The 18,794-nt window shown below is 71.3% G+C and carries 15 protein-coding genes; 7 read left to right on the top strand and 8 right to left on the bottom strand.

What is annotated here, in order from left to right; translation table 11 throughout:
- Positions 1 to 165: 165 nt before the first annotated feature.
- Positions 166 to 687 (top strand): hypothetical protein, encoded by a 522-nt coding sequence (locus PHA84_RS19375; RefSeq protein ID WP_270889788.1) that lies wholly within the window; start codon positions 166 to 168, stop codon positions 685 to 687.
- Between the two features lie 97 nt (positions 688 to 784).
- Positions 785 to 2,722 carry a helix-turn-helix transcriptional regulator gene (locus PHA84_RS19370; protein WP_270889787.1) on the top strand — a complete coding sequence of 646 codons (1,938 nt, stop codon included), beginning with the start codon at positions 785 to 787 and terminating at the stop codon, positions 2,720 to 2,722.
- A gap of 378 nt (positions 2,723 to 3,100) precedes the next feature.
- On the opposite strand, the gene PHA84_RS19365 is transcribed toward PHA84_RS19370, so the two are convergent.
- Positions 3,101 to 4,681: a phospholipase D-like domain-containing protein gene (locus PHA84_RS19365; protein ID WP_270889786.1), complete on the bottom strand. Its 1,581-nt coding sequence runs from the start codon at positions 4,679 to 4,681 to the stop codon at positions 3,101 to 3,103.
- Positions 4,682 to 4,762: 81 nt separating this feature from the next.
- Here PHA84_RS19365 and PHA84_RS19360 point away from each other — a divergent pair, with 81 nt between their 5' ends.
- The 5 genes from PHA84_RS19360 (at position 4,763) to PHA84_RS19340 (ending at position 9,616) form a co-directional block, all read left to right on the top strand.
- Positions 4,763 to 5,017 (top strand): Smr/MutS family protein, encoded by a 255-nt coding sequence (locus PHA84_RS19360; protein ID WP_270889785.1) that lies wholly within the window; start codon positions 4,763 to 4,765, stop codon positions 5,015 to 5,017.
- 1,024 nt (positions 5,018 to 6,041) lie between these two features.
- Positions 6,042 to 6,749 (top strand): hypothetical protein, encoded by a 708-nt coding sequence (locus PHA84_RS19355; RefSeq protein ID WP_270889784.1) that lies wholly within the window; start codon positions 6,042 to 6,044, stop codon positions 6,747 to 6,749.
- A gap of 439 nt (positions 6,750 to 7,188) precedes the next feature.
- Positions 7,189 to 7,821: a DUF998 domain-containing protein gene (locus tag PHA84_RS19350; RefSeq protein ID WP_270889783.1), complete on the top strand. Its 633-nt coding sequence runs from the start codon at positions 7,189 to 7,191 to the stop codon at positions 7,819 to 7,821.
- Positions 7,822 to 7,858: 37 nt separating this feature from the next.
- Positions 7,859 to 8,230: a YciI family protein gene (locus tag PHA84_RS19345; RefSeq protein ID WP_270889782.1), complete on the top strand. Its 372-nt coding sequence runs from the start codon at positions 7,859 to 7,861 to the stop codon at positions 8,228 to 8,230.
- Between the two features lie 93 nt (positions 8,231 to 8,323).
- The gene (locus PHA84_RS19340) at positions 8,324 to 9,616 is read left to right on the top strand and encodes an RNA polymerase sigma factor (RefSeq protein ID WP_270889781.1); all 1,293 of its coding nucleotides are present in this window, start codon (positions 8,324 to 8,326) and stop codon (positions 9,614 to 9,616) included.
- Between the two features lie 170 nt (positions 9,617 to 9,786).
- On the opposite strand, the gene PHA84_RS19335 is transcribed toward PHA84_RS19340, so the two are convergent.
- Genes PHA84_RS19335 through PHA84_RS19305 form a run of 7 tightly spaced genes read right to left on the bottom strand, consistent with a single transcriptional unit; the run spans position 9,787 to position 18,785 of the window.
- Positions 9,787 to 10,644 (bottom strand): FHA domain-containing protein, encoded by an 858-nt coding sequence (locus PHA84_RS19335; RefSeq protein WP_270889780.1) that lies wholly within the window; start codon positions 10,642 to 10,644, stop codon positions 9,787 to 9,789.
- Entirely contained in the window at positions 10,641 to 11,918 is a 1,278-nt protein-coding gene (locus PHA84_RS19330) for a vWA domain-containing protein (protein WP_270889779.1), read from the bottom strand. The genes PHA84_RS19335 and PHA84_RS19330 overlap by 4 nt, the downstream gene beginning before the upstream one ends.
- Positions 11,899 to 13,074, bottom strand: a complete 1,176-nt coding sequence (locus PHA84_RS19325; protein WP_270889778.1) for a PP2C family protein-serine/threonine phosphatase — start codon at positions 13,072 to 13,074, stop codon at positions 11,899 to 11,901. Before PHA84_RS19325 ends, PHA84_RS19330 begins: the two co-directional genes overlap by 20 nt.
- Positions 13,071 to 15,311 carry a serine/threonine-protein kinase gene (locus tag PHA84_RS19320; protein WP_270889777.1) on the bottom strand — a complete coding sequence of 747 codons (2,241 nt, stop codon included), beginning with the start codon at positions 15,309 to 15,311 and terminating at the stop codon, positions 13,071 to 13,073. The genes PHA84_RS19325 and PHA84_RS19320 overlap by 4 nt, the downstream gene beginning before the upstream one ends.
- Positions 15,308 to 16,537, bottom strand: a complete 1,230-nt coding sequence (locus tag PHA84_RS19315) for a hypothetical protein (RefSeq protein WP_270889776.1) — start codon at positions 16,535 to 16,537, stop codon at positions 15,308 to 15,310. Before PHA84_RS19315 ends, PHA84_RS19320 begins: the two co-directional genes overlap by 4 nt.
- A complete protein-coding gene (locus PHA84_RS19310; protein WP_270889775.1) occupies positions 16,534 to 17,595 on the bottom strand; it encodes a glutamate ABC transporter substrate-binding protein in 1,062 nt (353 codons plus the stop codon). The genes PHA84_RS19315 and PHA84_RS19310 overlap by 4 nt, the downstream gene beginning before the upstream one ends.
- On the bottom strand, positions 17,592 to 18,785 hold the full coding sequence (locus PHA84_RS19305) for a hypothetical protein (protein ID WP_270889774.1): 1,194 nt from the start codon (positions 18,783 to 18,785) through the stop codon (positions 17,592 to 17,594). Before PHA84_RS19305 ends, PHA84_RS19310 begins: the two co-directional genes overlap by 4 nt.
- Between the last annotated feature and the right edge of the window lie 9 nt (positions 18,786 to 18,794).

Here is an 18,794-nt window from a genome sequence, read left to right as displayed (position 1 = left end):
TGGTGCGGCCACGACGCGCCGCCAGCAGGTTCCTTGCGGGTTGGGTTGCCCGGCGGGCCTAGGACGGCGCCCACCGTCTCATCCCCGGGGTTGAGACGGTGGATCAACCCGAACTCGGGCCTGGCGCCGATGCGCGGGTCACCACGGCCGGGCGACGGTGTGGTCATGACTTTCACCGACTATCTGATCAACGGAATCTTCGTCCTCGTGGTGCTGCGCCAGTCTCGGGAGCGGCGCCTTGACGTCCGCAGCGTGATTGCCCCGCTCGCACTGGTGTTGTTCGTGGCCACTCACTATGTGCGCTCGATCCCCACGGGCGGCGACGATCTTGCCCTTGTCGCCGCACTCACAGCGGTGGGACTGGCCTTCGGGGTGCTGTGCGGGTTCGCCACCTTCGTGCGGGCCGACGAGGACGGCGTGCGGTGGGCCCGGGTGGGGTGGGTGGCCGGCGGGTTCTTGGTGGCCGGAATCAGCGCCCGGATGCTATTCGTGTTCGCGGTACACCACGGGTTCGAGCCGGCCATCCGCACCTTCAGCATCGCCCACAACATTGATGCCGCCGCGTGGCCTGTGGCGCTGGTCGCCATGGCTCTGTGCGAGGTGAGCGCCCGCATCGTGGTGGTCCACCTGCGCGGGTACCGGCGCACCGCCTTCGTGCGTGCAGTGCCGGCGGGATCGCCCAGCTGACCCGAACCCGGCCTCGTCAGGGACTCGCCATCGAGCCCGTGACAAGGTTCCATGAAGACGACACGACAGGCGGATCGGTCGCGTGGAGGGCAGAATGATGAGCTCTGACCAAGCGGTCATCTCGGTGCGGGTCGCCCAGGCCCAGGAACGCGCCGAGGAACGACTCCGCCACCAACGCGACCTGCTGCGACCGCTCGGCTGGGCGGTGATCGCGGTGGTGGTTGCCGGCGTGCTCACTCAGCAACCGGGCCCCGGCCGAAGCGCCACCGGCATCGCGATCACCGTCGCAACACTGGCGTATGCCGCCGCCACCGCGGCCGCAATCAGCAACCGCTTCCTGGCCCGGTCCGACGCCATACGGGTCGCCATCGTGGTGGGGATGGCGCTTGCTGGTGTGACGCTGTCATGGCTTCAGCCGCGCGGCGCCTCCGACGTTGCCGCCGGCGCCGCCGCGTGGATGGCGGTCACCCGGCTGCGTGTGGAGGTCGGCATCGCGATCACGGTCGGGGTGGGGATCGCCGGAGCGGCCGCGGCAGGCCGCACCGGCAGCCCGTCCACCGTCCTGGCGGTGTTGCTGCTGACCGGACTCTTGGCGTTGGTCGCGTACATGGTGCGGCAGGGAAGAGACAGCCAGGCCCACACTGAGGTGCTGCTGGCTGAGCTCGCCGACGCCCGCGACGCCCAGGCCCAGGCGGCGGTCGTGGCCGAGCGAAGCAAGATCGCGGCCGAGCTCCACGACGTGCTGGCCCACGCCCTGTCCGGGGCGGCGTTGCAGTTGCAGGGAGCACGGATGCTCGCCGAGCAACAGGACGCCGGACCCGTGTTGACGGAGGCGATCCAGCGCGCCGCCCACCTGGTGGCCGATGGCCTGGTCAACGCCCGGGAAGCGGTGGGAGCGCTGCGGGGCGCCGGAATCTCACCGGTGGCGCAGCTCGAGCGCCTCGTCGACGACTGCCGGCGTGACCTGAAGCTCGACGCCACCCTCCACGTGCAGGGCGCCCCGCACCCCCTGCCACCCGCACCCGCGTTGGCCCTGTATCGAGGTGTGGAAGAGGCCCTGACCAACGCGGCACGCTACCCCCCCCGGCGCATCTACCCAGATCCGACTCACCTACCTGCCGGAGCGAACAACCGTGAGCATCGAGAACACCCAACCGGCGCCCGGCCGCGATCGGTTGGCCGGCGCCGGAGCGGCTGCCCTGTCCGGGTCCGGGGGCGGCAACGGCCTGGCCGGGATGCGGGAACGGATCGAGAGCATCGGCGGCACCATGCACGCCGGACCCACCGAACAGGGCTGGCTGGTCGACTTGGCCGTCCCCACCCCGGCAGGGTCGCCATGACCGGCCCGGACCCGCCGGGCCCTTCCTCGGCGCGCCTGCGGGTACTGATCGCCGACGACCAGCGAGTCGTCCGCGACGGCCTCACCCTGGTGCTCGGCCTGCTCGACGGCGTCGACGTAGTCGGAGCCGTCGGCGACGGCGCCCAAGCCATCGAGCAGACCGCCACCTTGGCCCCGGACGTCATCCTCATGGACCTACACATGCCGGTGCTGGACGGCATCGAGGCCACCCGAACCATCCGGGTCGACCACCCCAAGACGCAGGTGCTCGTGCTCTCCACCTACGCCGAGGACGCCGACCTGCTGCCCGCGCTACGAGCCGGGGCCACCGGCTACCTCACCAAGGACGCCACGGCCGAGGAAATCCAACGCGCCCTGGTCGACGTCGCCGCCGGTCGCACGCACCTCGACCCCACCATCCAACAGCGCCTGGTCGCCTCCCTACTGGACAGCCGAGCCCGCCCGGCCCCGGGAGCAAGCGAACCATCCATGGCCACCCTGGATGGGCTGACAGCACGCGAGATCGAGGTCCTCAAGCTCATCGCCGGCGGCCTTTCCAACACCGAGATCGCCCACACCCTCGTGCTGTCCAACGCGACGGTAAAAACCCACATCAACCACATCTTCACCAAGACCGGAGTCCGCGACCGCAGCCAAGCCGTCCGCTACGCCTACGAACACCACCTCGACCCGTGACTTTGCGGGGCGAGGGCGAGCCTGCAGGCCAAGCGGCGGTGTGACGCCCCGCGCGGACGGCGGCAGACGAGTTCTCTCCGTTCGCAGCACGTTGGGCCTGGTCGCCGAGTACGCCACGGAAGACGAAGCCCAGGCTCTGATCGAAGCATCAGCGGTCGTCGTTCCCGAAGGGTGCCGATGCGGCGGCGCCTACGGAGAATGCACACCCCAGCGGGTCACCGATGCATAGCCGACATCGACTTCGACCGGGAGGTCACGTGGTCCGATCTCGTCTTCTCAGACTGGTTCACGTATGTCTCACGCATCCCTGTGCTCCTAGTCACGATGACCGCAACACCCGACCGCTGGGACCCAGCCGCACCACGTTCCGTTCTGTCGTCAGTAGCGGTCAGTTCTTCGCAGTGCCGGTGGTCTGCCGTCAGGGTCCTGGACCACGTCCAGTGGCAACGCTGCCCAGTGACGCTCACGCGCAGTGAGCAGGGGCAGTGGCAGCCGGCGGAGTCGCCCCGGGGGTCGCGTTCCTTGTCTACCCCCTGCGTGCCAGTCGTCGAGCCCTGCGGCGTAGTCGGCGTAGGCTTGGAACATCCCCGCAGGATCGACGCAGTCACTCATCGTCGCCTGCAGGCCACGACTGGCCACCTCATCGAGCCTGTCCAGATGCTCCGCGCCGAGGGTGAGCCGCAGGTCGCGGGCGTAGTCCTCGTCCAGGACGACGGCCGTGAGTTCCGAGTCGTGCGTCCACGAGCGGCGACTCAAGTTGTCCGAGCCGGTGCTGGCCCAGGTGTCGTCGATGATGCAGACCTTGGCGTGCACGTAGACGGGGACGCCGGCGTGGTTCTCCAAGCCGTACGCCGCGACGCGTCCGGGAGCGGCCTCCAACAGTCGACCGATCGCTCGGTGACGACCGAGCAGCTGTGGCACGCGGTTGAGTCCGTCGAGATCCGGCACGAGCGGGATGACCACGATCAGGCGCAGCTCGGGCCGCGCCCGCAGCTGTCCCTCGAAGACTCGCCCGACGTCGTGGCCCCAGAAGTACTGGTCCTCGACGTAGATGATGTCCTGAGCCTGGCCCACGGCCTTGCAGTAGCCGCGGGCGACGCTGCGCTCACCGCCCTTGGCAAAGGGGTAGTCGCGGCCGAAAGGGAGGCTGGGATAGGTCCTCAGGAGCTGCACGGTATGGGAGCCTGCAGGTTCCGGCGGCGGCCACTGGTCGGGGAGGTGGTCGGGCGAGCTGTTCAGGCCCCGGAGCCTGTCGGCCCCTCGCCGCCACGGGGAACGCGACAGTGGCGCGGGATCATTCCAACGCTCCCTGAAGACGGTCTCGACGTCGTGGACGGCGGGCCCGTGGATCGCCACCTGTACGTCATGCCAGGGCGGGCGTGCGCCGTACTCCTTGGTCAGGGGCTGTGCCTGCGGATCGCCGAGGTGCGCGGCGTCGTCCCGCCGGTTGTGGGCCAGGTCGATACCGCCAACGAATGCCACGTCACGACTGGAGTCGTCACGGTGCCGGACCACGACGAACTTCTGGTGGTGTGAGCCTCCCGCGCGCACCCGCATGTCGAGCAGCACTACCGCGCCCCGCCTGCGCAGCTGCTCGCCCAGGTGACGGTTCTCGGTGGCGAAGAACCCGGTCTTGTCCAGATGGGAGCGCCACACCAGGCCGCGGACGGTGACGCCTCGCTGGTCCGCGCGGGACAGCACCTCGACCACCTCACTACCGGGCGTTCCGGTGAGCTGCTCGTCGGCATCGCCCTGCCAGTCGGTGAAGAAGACCACGTCGCCCGGGCGTGTCGCCTCGAGCGCGTCGTGCAGGGCTTGGAAGTAGGTCGCCCCGTGGATGAGCGGCCGGACGTGGTTGCCTTGCGACCACGCCCGGCCGCCATCGTGCAGGTCGTCGAGCCGGGTCAGCGGGTTCGCGCGCTCCACTTGGGTCAGCAACCACTCGGCTGGGTCCACCATGCCCCGAGCATGCCGCATCCACGATCCGGCGTGGATCGCCGCCGCGCCCCGTGAGCCGGCGCGCAGCCGCACAATGACCTGGTGAAGCTGAAGCTCGACCTGCACGACATCTACAACCGCGGCGACGAGATCGAGCGCGCGCTCCAAACCGTCATTGACGAAGCCGTCGCCAAGAAGGCGCCACTGGTAGAGATCATTCCGGGCAAGGGCTCGGGGCAGCTCAAGAAGCGCGTCCTGCGCTTTCTGGATCGCAAAGAGGTCAAGGCGGTCTATCACCGAGTCGAGAAGGACTCGGACAACTTCGGCCGGGTGTTCGTCCACTTCCGCTGGAAGTAGGCCGCTGAAGCGACCGCGACGTGTGCCTCTCACCGGCGCAACGGCCGCGCAGCACCTCTGGCCGACCGCCGGCCGGCCCCCGGGCATCAGGTTTGGGGCCAATCGACTATTTGACCCCGCTGGCCGACCTCGCCGTCTCTGTCGGTACGAACAAGGCGTGTTACGCCACCTAGCTCCCGGCGAAATGCCGCATTGAGTGCGCCTAGGTCCGACAGGGGACGGGTGACCGGACCGGTGCGTCGATGCGTCCCTAGGGACCTCGTCGAGCCAGGCGCTGAGGTCATGGTGCGCAGCCGTGACTCCTCGTCCGGCCGGCGCCGCCGGGGTAGCCCGTGGCTGGATCGGCGCACGCCAACCAGCCGGCATGCGCACCGCTCGGAGACCCCGAACCCGCCCCACAGATGGCCACAAGCCCTGCGGCGCCGGTCAGGGGTGAGAAGACTCCCCCGGCCGATTTCCTTCAATCGACGAAGCGCGTGGGTCGGAGTCTCGCCGATGTTCTCTCCTTGGTGCTGCTGCGCGGGTAGCCAGCCCACGGTCCTTGCCTCAAGCTCCACCTCGCGCTGCATGTCGCCCGAAACAAGCCGCCGACGAAAGGAGCTCAGGGTGTACATGACACTGTCGGGGTGGGCATGTGGCGTCGTCTTGTCGCGCGGCCGGTCCGTGTACTGGAGGACGCGCACCTTGTCGTTCTCGAAGATGACCGTGTAGTGCTCAGGGATTCGTGACTACGGGGTCGACGCTCATGCCATCAGCATGCCCGCGAGTGTGGCCGCTCGCAGGGGGACGCAATGTTTCCCAGGCCGCTCGACGTTCCACCCTTCGGCGCTGCCGTGGATCGCTCCCATGCCTGGTGTGTGACGGAGAAGGCCGTTTCGTCCCACCGACTTCCAGCCTCTCGGAACGTGATCCAGCTCGTCGGGGTATGAACCGGCGACGCATCGACGCTAACACCATGTCCCGGGCCGGCCTTCAGCGTCGCGGCCGCCCGGGCGGTCCACAGCAAGGCATACGAAGGAGCCCCATGACCGACACGTCCGACCACCAGTCCCCCTCTCGGCTACGGCTTCCCCGCATCGTTGCGGCGCTCGCCTCGCTCGCGGCCTTCGCCTTGGCCATCCCCCAGGCGAGCGCCCAGACCCCTACCACCATGTCGGAAGGCATGCCGCAGGCAACGATCAGCATCAGCACCCACCCGCGGCTCGCGCTGCATGACGAGATGCGCCGGCTCTGGGAGGACCACATCACCTGGACGCGCCTGGCGATCGTCACCTTCGCTGCCGACACGAAGGGCTTCCCGACGACGGCAGGGCGCCTCGTGGAGAACCAGGACGACATCGGTGACGCCATAAAGCCGTTCTACGGCGATGCGGCCGGCAACCGGCTCACCGCGCTTCTGCATGACCACATCACCATCGCCGTCGAGGTTCTCCAGGCGGCCAAGACGGGCAACGCCGGCGCCTTCGCCGAGGCCAAGGCGCGTTGGTACGCCAACGCCGACGACATCGCCGACTTCCTGGCGGCGGCGAACCCGAAGTCCTGGCCGGACAGCGTGATGCGGGCCGACATGAAGACCCACCTCGACCAGACGCTCGCGGAGGCAGCCCACGAGCTCAGCGGCGACTATGCCGCCAGCGTCGCCGACTATGACGCCGTGCACCGCCACATTCTCGAGATGGCAGACATGCTCAGCAGCGGAATCATCGCCCAGTTCCCCTCCAAAGTTCGCTGAGCGGCAGGTCTCGCAGGCAGTGGACGTATGCGGTGCCGGCTCCCCAAACGCGAATCCCCGGAAGGGGTGGATGAAGATGAGGCTGACACTCTTGAGCAGTCGCCGCCATTCGCGACGATCTCGGGGTCAGGCGGCATCAGCTTGGTCGCGCTGACCACCCCATATCGCCCTTGGAGGTAACGCTCACAGTGCCTGGAGGCCGCGGCCGAGCGTGGGGCTGGCCTGGTGGCCGTTCCCGGCTCGCCCGTTCGCGGGGGCGCGGGGGCCCGGGCCAAGTCTCCCGGTGTGCGATGTCGATCCGCCGTCGCGCCGTTCGTGGAGATGGTGACGGCGCACGGCACCAGGCCGGCGCACATCTCGGGAGGCCACGATGAGCACCACCGAACCGCAAACCGCCCCTAGCCCCAAACTGATTCCGTGTGAGGACGGCTGGAGCCCGGTGAACGTCACGCGTAGCCTGCTCGGCTGGGGTGCCGTCGCCGGCCCGTTCTACGTCGCCGTGTCACTCAGCCTGGCCGTTACGCGGGACGGCTACAGCCTGACGCGGCACCAGTGGAGCCTGCTGGAGAACGGAAACCTCGGCTGGGTCCAGGTCAGCAACTTCGTCCTCACCGGGCTGATGCTGCTGGCGTTCGCCGTTGGTCTGCGCCGGGCGCTCGCCGGTGGGCCGGGTGGTCGGTGGGCACCAGTGCTGACCGCGGTCTTCGGCGCCTGCCTGGTCGCCGCCGGCGTGCTGCGGGCCGACCCCGCCCTCGGCTTCCCGGTCGGCACGCCGGAGGGCGCGGCCAGGGTGACGGCGCACGGCATCGGGCACCTGGCAACAGCGACGACCGGATTCGTGGCCATCGCAGCGTGCTGCTTCGTGCTGGCGCGGCGGTTCGTCGCAGAGGGCGCAGGCTCGTTGGCGATGTCCTCGCGCGTCACCGGCGTGGTCTTCCTCGGCGGCTTCCTCCGTGTCGCCTCCGGCGCCGGTAGCGTCGCGGCCAACCTGCTTTTCACCGGCGCCGTGGTCCTCGTCTTCTCGTGGATCACCGTCGTCGCCATCCACCGGTACCGCCGGCTCGCCGGCTGACCCCCACCCAGCACGTTTCACAGCAGAGGAGAGCACCATGCGCTACATCGCCGTCCTCAAGGGCACCCAGCCCGCCGGCCCGCCGCCTCCAGGGCTGATGGCCGCCATCGTGGACCTCGGCGCGCAGGCCACTGCCTCCGGTGCGCTGCTCGACAACGCACGGCTCTCACCCAGCGCGGCCGGAGCCCGGATCACCGTCGCCGGCGGTGAGCTGTCCGTCATGGACGGGCCGTTCGCGGAGGCCAAGGAGTACATCTCGTATGCCGTCTACGAGGTGCGCTCGAAGGAGGAGGCGGTCGAGTGGACCTCGCGTTTCATGCAGGCTCACCTGGAGCTGTGGCCGGGCTGGAGGGGTGAGTGCGACGTCATCAAGATCCTGGCGCCCGAGGACTTCGGCCCACCGCGGTGACCCATGAGGCCACCTGCTTGTCGGGCTCGCGCCACCGGGCCAGGAGTGGCGCAACCCCTCCGACGCAGCCGTGTGCGGACGTAGGCTCGGCCGGTGACCGATGAGGGGTTGGACGAACGGACTACGGCTGCCAGGCGTGCGGTCGAGGCGGTCTGGCGCATTGAGTCGAGCCGGCTCATTGCGGGCCTGGCGCGGGCCACCGGTGACGTGGGGGTCGCGGAGGACGTCGCCCAGGAGGCGCTGGTCGCAGCCCTCCAACAGTGGCCGTCGACCGGCATCCCACCCAATCCGGGCGGCTGGCTCATGACGACGGCGAAGCGACGTGCCATCGACGCCCATCGCCGCGCCGCCACGCACGACCGTCGGATCGCCGTCATCGCGGCTGACCTGACATCCGACGCGCCGGCCGTGGACGCCGATGTGCGGGTCGACGCCATGGACGACCATGTCGGTGACGACCTGCTGCGTCTGGTCCTCACCGCCTGCCACCCGATCCTGTCGCTTGAGTCCCGTGTCGCCCTGACCCTTCGCTGCCTCGGCGGGCTCTCGACCGACGAGCTCGCCCGTGCCTTCCTCGTCCCGGAGCCGACGATGGCGCAGCGGATCGTCCGCGCCAAGAGGACGTTGAGCCAGAGGCAGGTCCGGTTCGAACTCCCGCCGCGTGAGGAGCTGGCCACACGTCTGGGAGCGGTCCTCGAGGTCGTCTACCTGATCTTCAACGAGGGGTATGCCGCGACGTCCGGCGACGACTGGGTGCGGCCCGCACTGTGCCAGGAGGCGATGCGCTTGGGTCGCGTGCTCGCCACCCTGCTGCCGGACGAGTCCGAGGTCCACGGACTGCTGGCCCTGAGGGAACTGCAGGCATCGCGCCTCGCGGCCCGTGTCAGCCCAGGTGGTGAACCGGTGCTGCTGCCCGATCAGGACCGTCGACGCTGGGACCGGCTACTCGTCCGTCGGGGACTGGCCTCGCTCTCGCGTGCCGAGCAGACCGGCGGTCCTCTCGGCCCGTACGCCGTGCAGGCCGCTGTCGCCGCCTGCTACGCCCGCGCCCTTCGCCCCGAGGACACGGACTGGGCCCGCATCTCCGACCTCTACGCCCTGCTCGCGACCATCTGGCCCTCACCCGTCGTGGAGGTCAACCGCGCTGTCGCCGTAGGATTCTCGAGGGGACCGGAAGCCGGGCTGGCAGTCGTCGATGCCGTACTGGCCGCTGGCAGACTGTCCGACTATCCCCACCTTCACTCGGTGCGCGGCGACCTGCTGCAACGCGCCGGCCGCCGAGCCGAGGCGGCGGCGGCGTTCCAGCAGGCGGCCGGCCTGACGCGCAGTGAGGCCGAGAGGTCGGTCTTCGCGAGCCGGGCAGCCGCCGCGAGCTGCGATGTCTGAGCTGCCGTCGGCACCAGAACTGCACGGACGGTGGGGACTGCGCCCCTTCGCGACGGCACGACGGCTCGGCTGGCACACAGGACGAGGAAGCGCGGCGCGGTGCGTTGGTGCGCACAAGCCACGACATCGCTGGCGCTTCGTCGCCACCAAGGGCCGGTGCGCCCCCAGCCTCAGGCGTGCTGCTCCTCCGGAGTGGCCCGGCGGACCACGAGCCTCGTCCAGGCACCGAGGTAGACGCGGTCATCCGCCGCGAGCTCGCGCCGTTGGCCGGGCGGGACTGCCTGGGTGGGCAGCGGGCCGCTCGCCGGGCCGACGTAGGTGCCGTTCGAGGACTGCAGGTCCTCGACCCACCACCGCTGGCCGTCCGTGGTCAGCTGGGCCTGCCGGCGGCTGACGCCGGGGTCGCCCGTGCAGTCGATCTCCGGATGGATGTTGCGGCTCGAGGAGGGCCGCCCGATGAGCACGCTCTGGACCCGAAGCGGCACGACGACGGGAAGCCCCGGCGACGGACACGGGTCCTCGCTCTCCTGGGAGGCGTACCAGTCCGGGTCGACCCATACCTCGGCGACCCAGGTGAGCCCGATGGGGGGCGCCACCGACGGCTGCTCGGCCGCCGTGCCCAGGTCGAGCGTCGAACCGGCGACGGCCTGGGCCGGGGACGCCTCCCCGGCCGCGCCGGCCACTCCGGTGGCCGCGCCATCGGGCGCCTCGGTGCTCGCCTCGCTGGTCGCCCCGCTTGAGCGTGGCATCGTGCCCGTCGTGAAGTCGTAGCCGCAGGCCTCGCAGAACAGTGCCGCCGCGTCGTTCTCGGCGCCGCAGCTGGGACAGGCCTGCGTGGAGGCCGCCCCCGCCGCCGGGGGTGCGGTGGGGGCCGCGCTCGACCGGCCCGGCTCCCCCGGGGACGGCTGGGCCGCGGCCCCGGCGGCCCCGGTCGCCCCGACCTGCCCGGCCGCGATCGGAGCGCCGCACGTGTCGCAGTAGTCCGTGGAGGCCGACACGTGGCCGTTGGGGCACGTGGCAGTGCTCACTTCTTGACCCTCGTGGTCTTGGTCGACGCGGTGTCCAGCGCCATCTCGTCCAGCTTGTTCACTCCGCGACGCAACCGCACGGTTCCGGTGCCGGCATCGTCGATCTCGACGATCTTCCTCAGCCGGGCGGTCGCCTCGTCGTTGCCTGTGGCGGCAGCGAGCTGCACCGCACGGCCCAGCTTGGCGGTGGCGACGTCCGCGTCCCCGGAGGCCTTCGCCGCCAGGCCGTCCTGGATCGCCTCGGCGAGCTCGGCCTGCCCGGTGTAGTGGGCGACCGCAGGGTCGATCCGGGTGGTGAGGGTGTCGTCGTTGGACCACAGCGCCTTCACGAGCCCCTGCGCCACCACCTCGTCCCCCACGGCGAGCTGCACCCGGGACGCCAGCTGCTCCTGGCCGACGCCCTTCGCCGAGAGCCGGACGGCGACGTGGTAGTCGCGCGACTCGTCGCCCCAAGAACCGGTGGGATAGGCGCCGGTGAGCGGGTTGACCTCCTGGCGGCGGGTGGTCAGGTCCTCGACGGTCGGTGACACCTGGCGGACGAAGAGGACCTGGGCGCCTTGCGGGGCCCAGACGCGCAGAGCAGCCTCGGCGACACCGCGGCCCATCGACTGCCGCATGATCCGTTCGAAGTCCGCGGACATCTCCTCCGGGCGGGCGATGAGGTCGACGGTGCCCAGGAGGGTCGTGGCGATTCGGCGCACCTCCGCCACCTGCCAGTCGGAGCCGACACCGCGGCAGTCGCACTGGAACTGGCCGCGGGCGGACTCGATGGCGGCGCTGAGGTCCTCCGGCGACTCGTGCTGGTTGATGCCGTCAGTGAGCAGGATGGCGTGCTTCTGGGCCAGGCCGGGTACCGACGCGAAGACGCGGGTCGCCAGCGTCAGCCACGTGCCCATGGCGGTGCCGCCGTCGGCCCGCAGGCCCGCCACCGCGGCTTGCGCCTGGGAGCGGGTATAGGAGTCCATCCGGACCAGCCGGGGCTGAGCCGCCTCGGGGAAGGCGAGCCGCGCCTGGTGGCTGCCGGCGATCACCGCGAACCAGACCCCGTCGAGCACCTGGTCGAGCGCGGCCGCTGCCGCCAGCTGCGCAGCCCTGATCTTCTCCCGCCCCATCGAACCGGAGGTGTCGACGATGACGACCTCGGCGGCGTCACCGGCTCCGGACCTGCCCGCCTCGCCGGCGCCGGAGCAGGTGATGGTGACGATGGCATGCACGTCGGTCCCGCCGTCCGGCAGGAACTCGTTCTGGTAGACCTCAGCTGAGAACGTCGCCATCTGGCGGGCCTTCCTCTCGGTATGCCGCCTGCCGGGGTTCCAGCGTCGGCAGGGCGGTCGTCGGGTCGAGGGCGCCGGCGGCAGTTCCCTCCACGGCAGCCCGCTCCTCACGAGGAGGTGGCGCGGCAGGGGCTCTCGCGAGGGCCACGGTGATGTTGTCCCTGCCGCCCTGGTGGTTGGCCCAGTCCACGAGGGCGCTCGCCAGCTCCAGGGGCCCGGCCCCGGTCGAGGCCCAGACCGTGTCGTGGACCAGCGACGCGACGTCCCCGGGCTCCGAGCAGTAGTTCCACAGGCCGTCCGAGCAGACGAGCACCCAGCCCGGACCGAGCACCTCCACGGAGGTCGTGCGCGGGACGTGGTCGGGCGCGTCGATCCCCAGCCACCGGGTGATGGCGTGGGCCTGCGGGCCAGCCTCCGCCTCAGCCCGCGGCACCCCCAGGGCGACCTGCTCGGCGGCATACGAGTCGTCGATGGTGAGCAGCCGCGGCTCCCCTTCGTCCGGGACCCAGTACGCGCGGCTGTCCCCCACCCACCCCACGACGAGCAGCGACTCGTCGAGGACGGCACCCACGAAGGTGCACGCCGGCGGGTTGGGCGCGCCCGCTGGAGTCGTGGCGATGACGGCCTCGTTGGCCGCGGTGACCGCCTCCTCGAGGACTCCAACGGTCGCCGCCACCTGTCCGGCGACCGTGCCGGCACCCCGGGGGGTGCTGCCGGCCAGCACGTCGCGGGCCGTGCGGGCCGCCGCGAGGCTGGCGACATCGCAGTCCTGGGATGACGACACGCCGTCGCAGACCACCATGACGGCACGACTGCCCGGCTCAGGCTCCGCGTCGAGGGCTAGCGCGTCCTCGTTGCGCTGGTGCCGGATGCCCCGGTCGCATACGCCGGCGACCCAGGGGGCCGGCTCTTCGCTGAAGTGGTCCCGCGCGCTGACGGCCCGTGCGCCGCACTGGGTGCAGTAGCCGTCCTGTGCGACCTCGCCGCCGCACTCCCGGCAGCCGGCCCGGGGAGCCGTAGTCAGGACGGGCGACGCCGCGGAGGCCGGTCCGGAGGGTGCCTCGCACGCCAGCTCGGCGCCGCAGGCCTCGCAGTACCGGTCGCCGGCGGAGACGGGGCCGGAGCACGAGGGGCAGGTCAAGGCCACTGTGGTCATCGCAGCGTCCACCGTCGCACCGCGTTCGCCTGGTCGACCAGGTGGACGCGCTCCTCGCGGGTCGTGGCGTACGAGGCGAGGTCCCGGTACGCCGACTCGAGGCCGTCGCGCAACGCCGGTTCGGCAGCCGGGCGACCGGCGATCTGGACGTTGAGGTCCGCTCCCTGCGACTCGACGACGCCCAGGGCCGCCCGCAGCACGTCGACCCGGAATCGCGACCGGTCCACCGGGTCGATGGTCAGCTGGTCGAGGCTGTCCAGCGCCGCGGCGAGCGACCGCAGGCCGCCATCGGACTCCGCGAGCAGGGTAGCCCGGCGCCGGCGCGCGGGGGTGTACGCCCGGCTGGTGGCGGGCACGAGGTCCAGCGCGCGGACCGCGCCGTCGAGGTCGCCTCGGGCGGCGCGGATCCGGGCGAGCCCGAACGCCGCGGGCGCGATGTAGGTCGCGTCGGTGCGGGCACAGATGAGGTACAGCGACTCCGCGACGTCGGCCTCGCCGCCCTGCTCGCACGCGAAGGCCAGGGCCAGCTTGGGTGCCAGCTCTCCGGGGACCTGGCCGTAGACGGCGTTGAAGGCACTCTGCGCTTCTGAGGTCTGGCCTCGGGCAAGGGCCACCAGACCGGCCATCCAGACGGCCCGCCAGTCCCAGGGGTCGTCGGAGAGTAGGGCCTGCCCGGCCTCGTCGACCTGCTGGTACGCGCCGGCCTCCAGGGCTGCTCGGGCCCGGGCGAGCAGCACCTCCGCACTGCCCGACGGAGCGTTCTGCAGGGCCACGAGCCGCTCCCGGGGGTCCTCGACGCTCACCGTGCGCAGCCATGGGGCCTGCGGGTCGCTGTCGTCGGGCCGCAGGGTCGGCAGATCCTGCCAGTCCAGCGTGTCGTCCGAGACCGTGGGTGCCTCGAAGAGCAGGGAGCGCGTCGAGTGCTCCGCCGCTCCCCCGCGGTCGAGGGCGACGACCTCGCGCAGCACCCCGAGCAGCTGGACCCGCAGCTCGTCGGCGGAGGCGAACCGGTCGGCCGGGTCGGGCGCACAGGCCTTGAGCAACAGGCGGTAGAGGGAGTCGTGTCGCTGGAACAGCGGCGTCTCGCCCACCGGCGGCAGCGAGGCCACGTAGGTGCTCTGGTACCCGCGGAACTCCATGGCGAGCACGGTCAGCGTCCGCCCGATCGTGTAGATGTCCGAGGCCACCGACGTGCCGACCTCCGGCACCTCCGGGGCCTGGTAGCCGACGGTCCCGTAGATCGCCGAGTCCAGGTCGTCGAGCCGGCGGACGCCGCCGAGGTCGATGAGCTTGACCGCGTCGCCCACCTGGATGACGTTGTCCGGCTTGAGGTCGCAGTAGACCAGGTTGAGGTCGTGGAGGTACTGGAACGCCGGCAGGACCTCGATGACGAAGGCGATCGCCTGGTCCACCGGCAGGGGGTCGTACCTGCCGCCTGCGGCTTTCATCCGCTGCTTGAGCAGCTGCTTCAACGACGTGCCGCCGACGTACTCCATGACGATGTAGCCGGCGCCCTCGTGCGTCACGAAGTTGTAGATCTCGACGATGAGGGGATGCTCCACCTGTGCCAGGAACTGCCGCTCCGCGATCGCGGCGGCAAGCGCGTCCGGGTCGCCGGAGTTCAGCAGGCCCTTGAGCACGACCCAACGGTCTGAGACGTTGCGGTCCTGCGCCGCGTAGATCCAGCCAAGGCCCCCGTGCGCGATGGCTCCCGCGACGACGTACTGCCCGCCGACGACGTCACCGGCCTTGAGCTTGGGAGCGAAGGAGAAGGGAGTGCGGCACTTCGGGCAGAAGCCTTCCGTGCGCCCCGGTTGACCGTCGTGCGACCGTCCCACCGGTGACCCGCAGGAGGGGCAGCTCCGACGGTCCTCGGGCACCATCGGGTCCGCCATGACCGCGCGGGCGGCATCCACGGCTGGCACCGGGGGGATGGAGGTGAGGCCAGCTCCCAGGCGCGCGCCGCGGAGCCTGGTCGACCCGCCGACCCGGCGGGTGACCTTGCTTCCGCCCACGCCTGCCCGCGCTGAGCCAAGGGCCGTTGACGCGAGCCGGTCGGAGGTGCGGGACACCGTGGAGGGGGTCTGGGAGACTCCTGCGGGGGCCGTCGCGGGGGCCGTCACGGCCGAAGCCCCGTTCGGCGGCGAGGCCGTCGCCTGCGGTGAGCCGCAGACGTCGCAGTAGCCGTCGAGGATCGAGCCGGTGCACCCTGGCTGCGTGCAGGCGATGGTGCTCATGACGCCCGTCCAGGGGTGCGTTGGTTGCCTCGCTGGGTCTGCTCGACCGCCGAGAGATACGCGCGGTATGCCGCGAGGAGGGCCTGGCCGCGACGCAGGTCGACCGGCTCGTGGTCCAGCACCCCGGTGGCCCGCCGCTCGAGCTCGGCCAGGTCGCCGGAAGCCGCCGGGGGGAAGCCGGGGGAAGTGCTCAGGACGGCGGCCTTCGCGGCGTACGCCTCGAGCTCCCCACGCAGGGACTGCCGGTCGGCCAGCGCCGTGGCGTAGGCGTCCTGAGCCATCGTCATGGCCCGGGCCACGGCATCGAGCCTGACGAGGTAGGCGTCCACCGCCTCCGGCTCCGTGGGCACGGCACCCAGCGCTGCCACGTCCGGGACGGCCAGGCGCGGCGCGGGCTCCACCTGTGCCACGCATCGGTCCGCCAGGTCCCGTAGCGCCGCCCCGCGGGCTTGGAGCTCGGCCCGCAGGGCCACTGCCCGCGCCTCGTCCCGTGCGTCGGCGCGACGCCGTGAGGCGGCGACGATGAGGTCCCGTTCGGCGCGGGCCACGGCCTCCTCGAGAGGCCCGAGAAGGCCCCCGACGTCAGCGCCACGCTGGACGCGGGCGGCCAGGTCGTGGACCCGGGCGTCGAGCCGGACCAGCACCTCGGCCGAAGCGTGCCGAGTGCGAGCCGGCTCGCGGTCGACCAGGTCGCGGAGCCGCTCGGCGCCGGCACGCAGCTGCCGTAGCCGCGCCGTCACGTCGGCTTCCGAGGCGTCGATGCCCAACCGCGCTCGCAAGGATGTGGCGAGCGCGTCGGACAGACGACAGGCCTCCGGGAGCGACACCGCGAGACCACCGGTGGCGGCGGGTGTGGCGCTGGCCTGGGCCGCGGGCGCTGGCTGGACGCGCTGCTGGAACGTCGTGTCCAACCGTCCCCAGACCAGCGTGGACATCCGCTCCAGCTCCTTGGGCCCCGCCCGTCCGGAGTCCCACGTCGCGACGAGCAGGTCGTACCGGTCGGCGACCGCCTTCCATAGAGCCATCGACAGGAGCAGGTCGCCGGTGAACGCGGACTCGTCCGTCGCCGCGAGCGCCGCCTCGTCGAGAGCGTCGAGCTCCGACCTGCGACGGTCCCGCCAGAGCCCGAGTGCATCGAGGTAGCGCAGGGCGTCCTGCGCACTGACGGGGACGCCCAGGCGCCCGGGAGCGGGCGGAGCGGACGCCGATGTCGGAGCGGCAATCATGGGGTCCGTCCGTAGACGGCGGCCGGGGGGTTCGGGGCCTTGCCCAGGGCGTCGGCGAGCCATCGGTTGTAGCTCTTCTGCCAGCGGCCGTCGGCTCGCAGCTCGGCCAGCACACCGTTGACGAACCTCACGAAGTCGACGTTGCCCTTGCCGATGCCCAGGCCGTACGGCTCGGCCGTGAAAGCGGGCGCCTGGACGACGTGCGCGTAGGGGTCCTGGGCGGCCAGCCCCGCCAGGACGGTGTCGTCGCCGGTGATCGCGTCGACCTTCCCCTGCTGGAACAGCACGAGACACCCGGTGTGCGTGTCGGCGCCGACCGGCTGCAGCCCTGGGAAGGTGCGCAGCTCGTCCATGCTGGTCGAGCCGTTCGGAGCACAGACCTTCTTGCCGGCGAGGTCCCGCATGCCGGTGATCCGTCCGCCGCTGGCCGTCGTGTCCCCCAGGCGGACCATCACCTTCTGACCGGAGCGGTAGTACTCGCTGGAGAAGGCGATGTCCTTCCAGCGGGCGCAGGTGATCGTCATGTTGCGGGCCACGATGTCGACGCTGCCGTCCTCAAGGACGGGCAGTCGCTGGGCCGCGGTGATGACCCTCAGCTCGAGCCTGTCCGGGTCGCCGAAGATCGCCTGGGAGATGGCATGCAGCAGGTCGATGTCGAAGCCCTCGATCCGACCCGAGATGGGGTTGCGGGACCCGAGCAGGAGCGTGTCCGCCGAAACTCCCGCGACGAGGCGGCCGCGGCTCTGGATCCTGCTCATCGTGGAGCCCGGCGGCATCTGCCCCGGAGGTGGCAGCTCCGCGGGCGGGGCGTACGACGGGAGGCAGTTCGCCGTGACCACGGCCGTCCCCGAAGGGGCGGGGGTAGCGGTGCCCTGGGGCGATGCACCCGTGGACGGGGCGGCACCCGTGGCGGGAGCGCCACCGCCTGACGCGGCCACCGCAGTCGCGGAACCGGGCAGCGGCGTGGGCTTGTACACCCCCGCGCTCGAGCACGCCGTGGCCAGTAGGCCGACGGCCACCATTGTGGCGACAGCCGAGGCGACGCGACCGGCGGTCACCGGTACTCCGCAAGCCGGAGGGAGACGCCCCACCACGACAGGACCGCGGCGAGCAGGCCTGCCAGCACACCGAGCGCCCCGGCGAAGGGCAGCCAGCCGCCTGCCTCGTGCAGCCCGGAGGCAGTCTGCCGGCTGAGGGTGGCCAGCTGCCGTTCAGAGGCGGTGTCGAAGCTCGCGAACGAGGCGTTGCCCGAGCCACTGCCCGTGCCGGTGGCCAGCGCGACCGACGCGTCCCAGTCACCGGCGTTGTCGAGCGCCCGGATCTTCCGGTGCGCCGCCTCGTAGCCCGCCCACGGCAGCGTTTGCTGTCCGGACGGGGAAGGGTTGGCGTTCAGCCGTGCCAGCTCGGCCCTCACGGCGGCATCCGAGGACGTCCAGGCCTTCTCGAACGCGGAGCCGGAGCCGCGTGCCACGAGGGTGAGGCTCTCGTTGGACTTGGCGTCGAAGGCGGCGATCCGTGCCTTGGCGGTGGAGAGCGTCGCGGCATACACGCCGCTGCGGGTCGCCTCGACGTGGCGGGAGATGCCGGCGAGTCCCACCGTGCCCAGGACCAGGGCGACCAGCACCACCAGGGCGGCGCCGGCCACGGGCACGTTGACCAGGCGCCGGGTGCGGCGAGCGAGCCATACGAGGCAGAGCACCAGGACGAGAAGGGTCAGCAGACCGAACACCACGAGCCAGAGCGAGGCACGCCGCGCATTGTCGAACTCGGTCCCGACTCGCGCGGTGTTGGCGGTGACGAGGTTCTTGAGCAGGGGGACCGCATCCGAGCGCAGGTGGGCACTGGCGTCCTTGAGGTACTGCGCCCCGATGGGCAGGCCCTGGCGGTTGTTGGCGCGGGCCTGCTCGATCTCCGTGGCATAGTCGAGCAGGGCCTGGTTGAGCGCGCCGAGAGCTCGGCCGTCCGCCGGCTGGTTCTGGGCGGCCTCGGCGATGAGCTGGGAGGCCGCGGCGACGGCAGCGGTGTAGTCGGCCCGCTGGCCGGCCGGTTCGAGGCCGCCGACCAGGAAGGCATTGGTCGCGTCGGCGTCCGCCTGGACCACGTGCGTCTGGATGGCCTGGATCCGGACCAGCTGGTCGGTGTTGGCTGCGGCGCGCGCCAGCGCGCCGTCCGCGGCGCGGAACGCCTGACCCGCCGCCAGCCCGAAGACCAGCGTCACCACGACCGCGAGGCCGCCCAGCGCCCTCATCCGTCCGGG

The sequence above is a fragment of the Pedococcus sp. 5OH_020 genome (genome assembly GCF_027812955.1).
Lineage (GTDB): Bacteria > Actinomycetota > Actinomycetes > Actinomycetales > Dermatophilaceae > Pedococcus.
The sequence above is the reverse complement of the archived record's forward strand: the minus strand, read 5'-3'. Positions and strand labels throughout refer to the sequence as shown.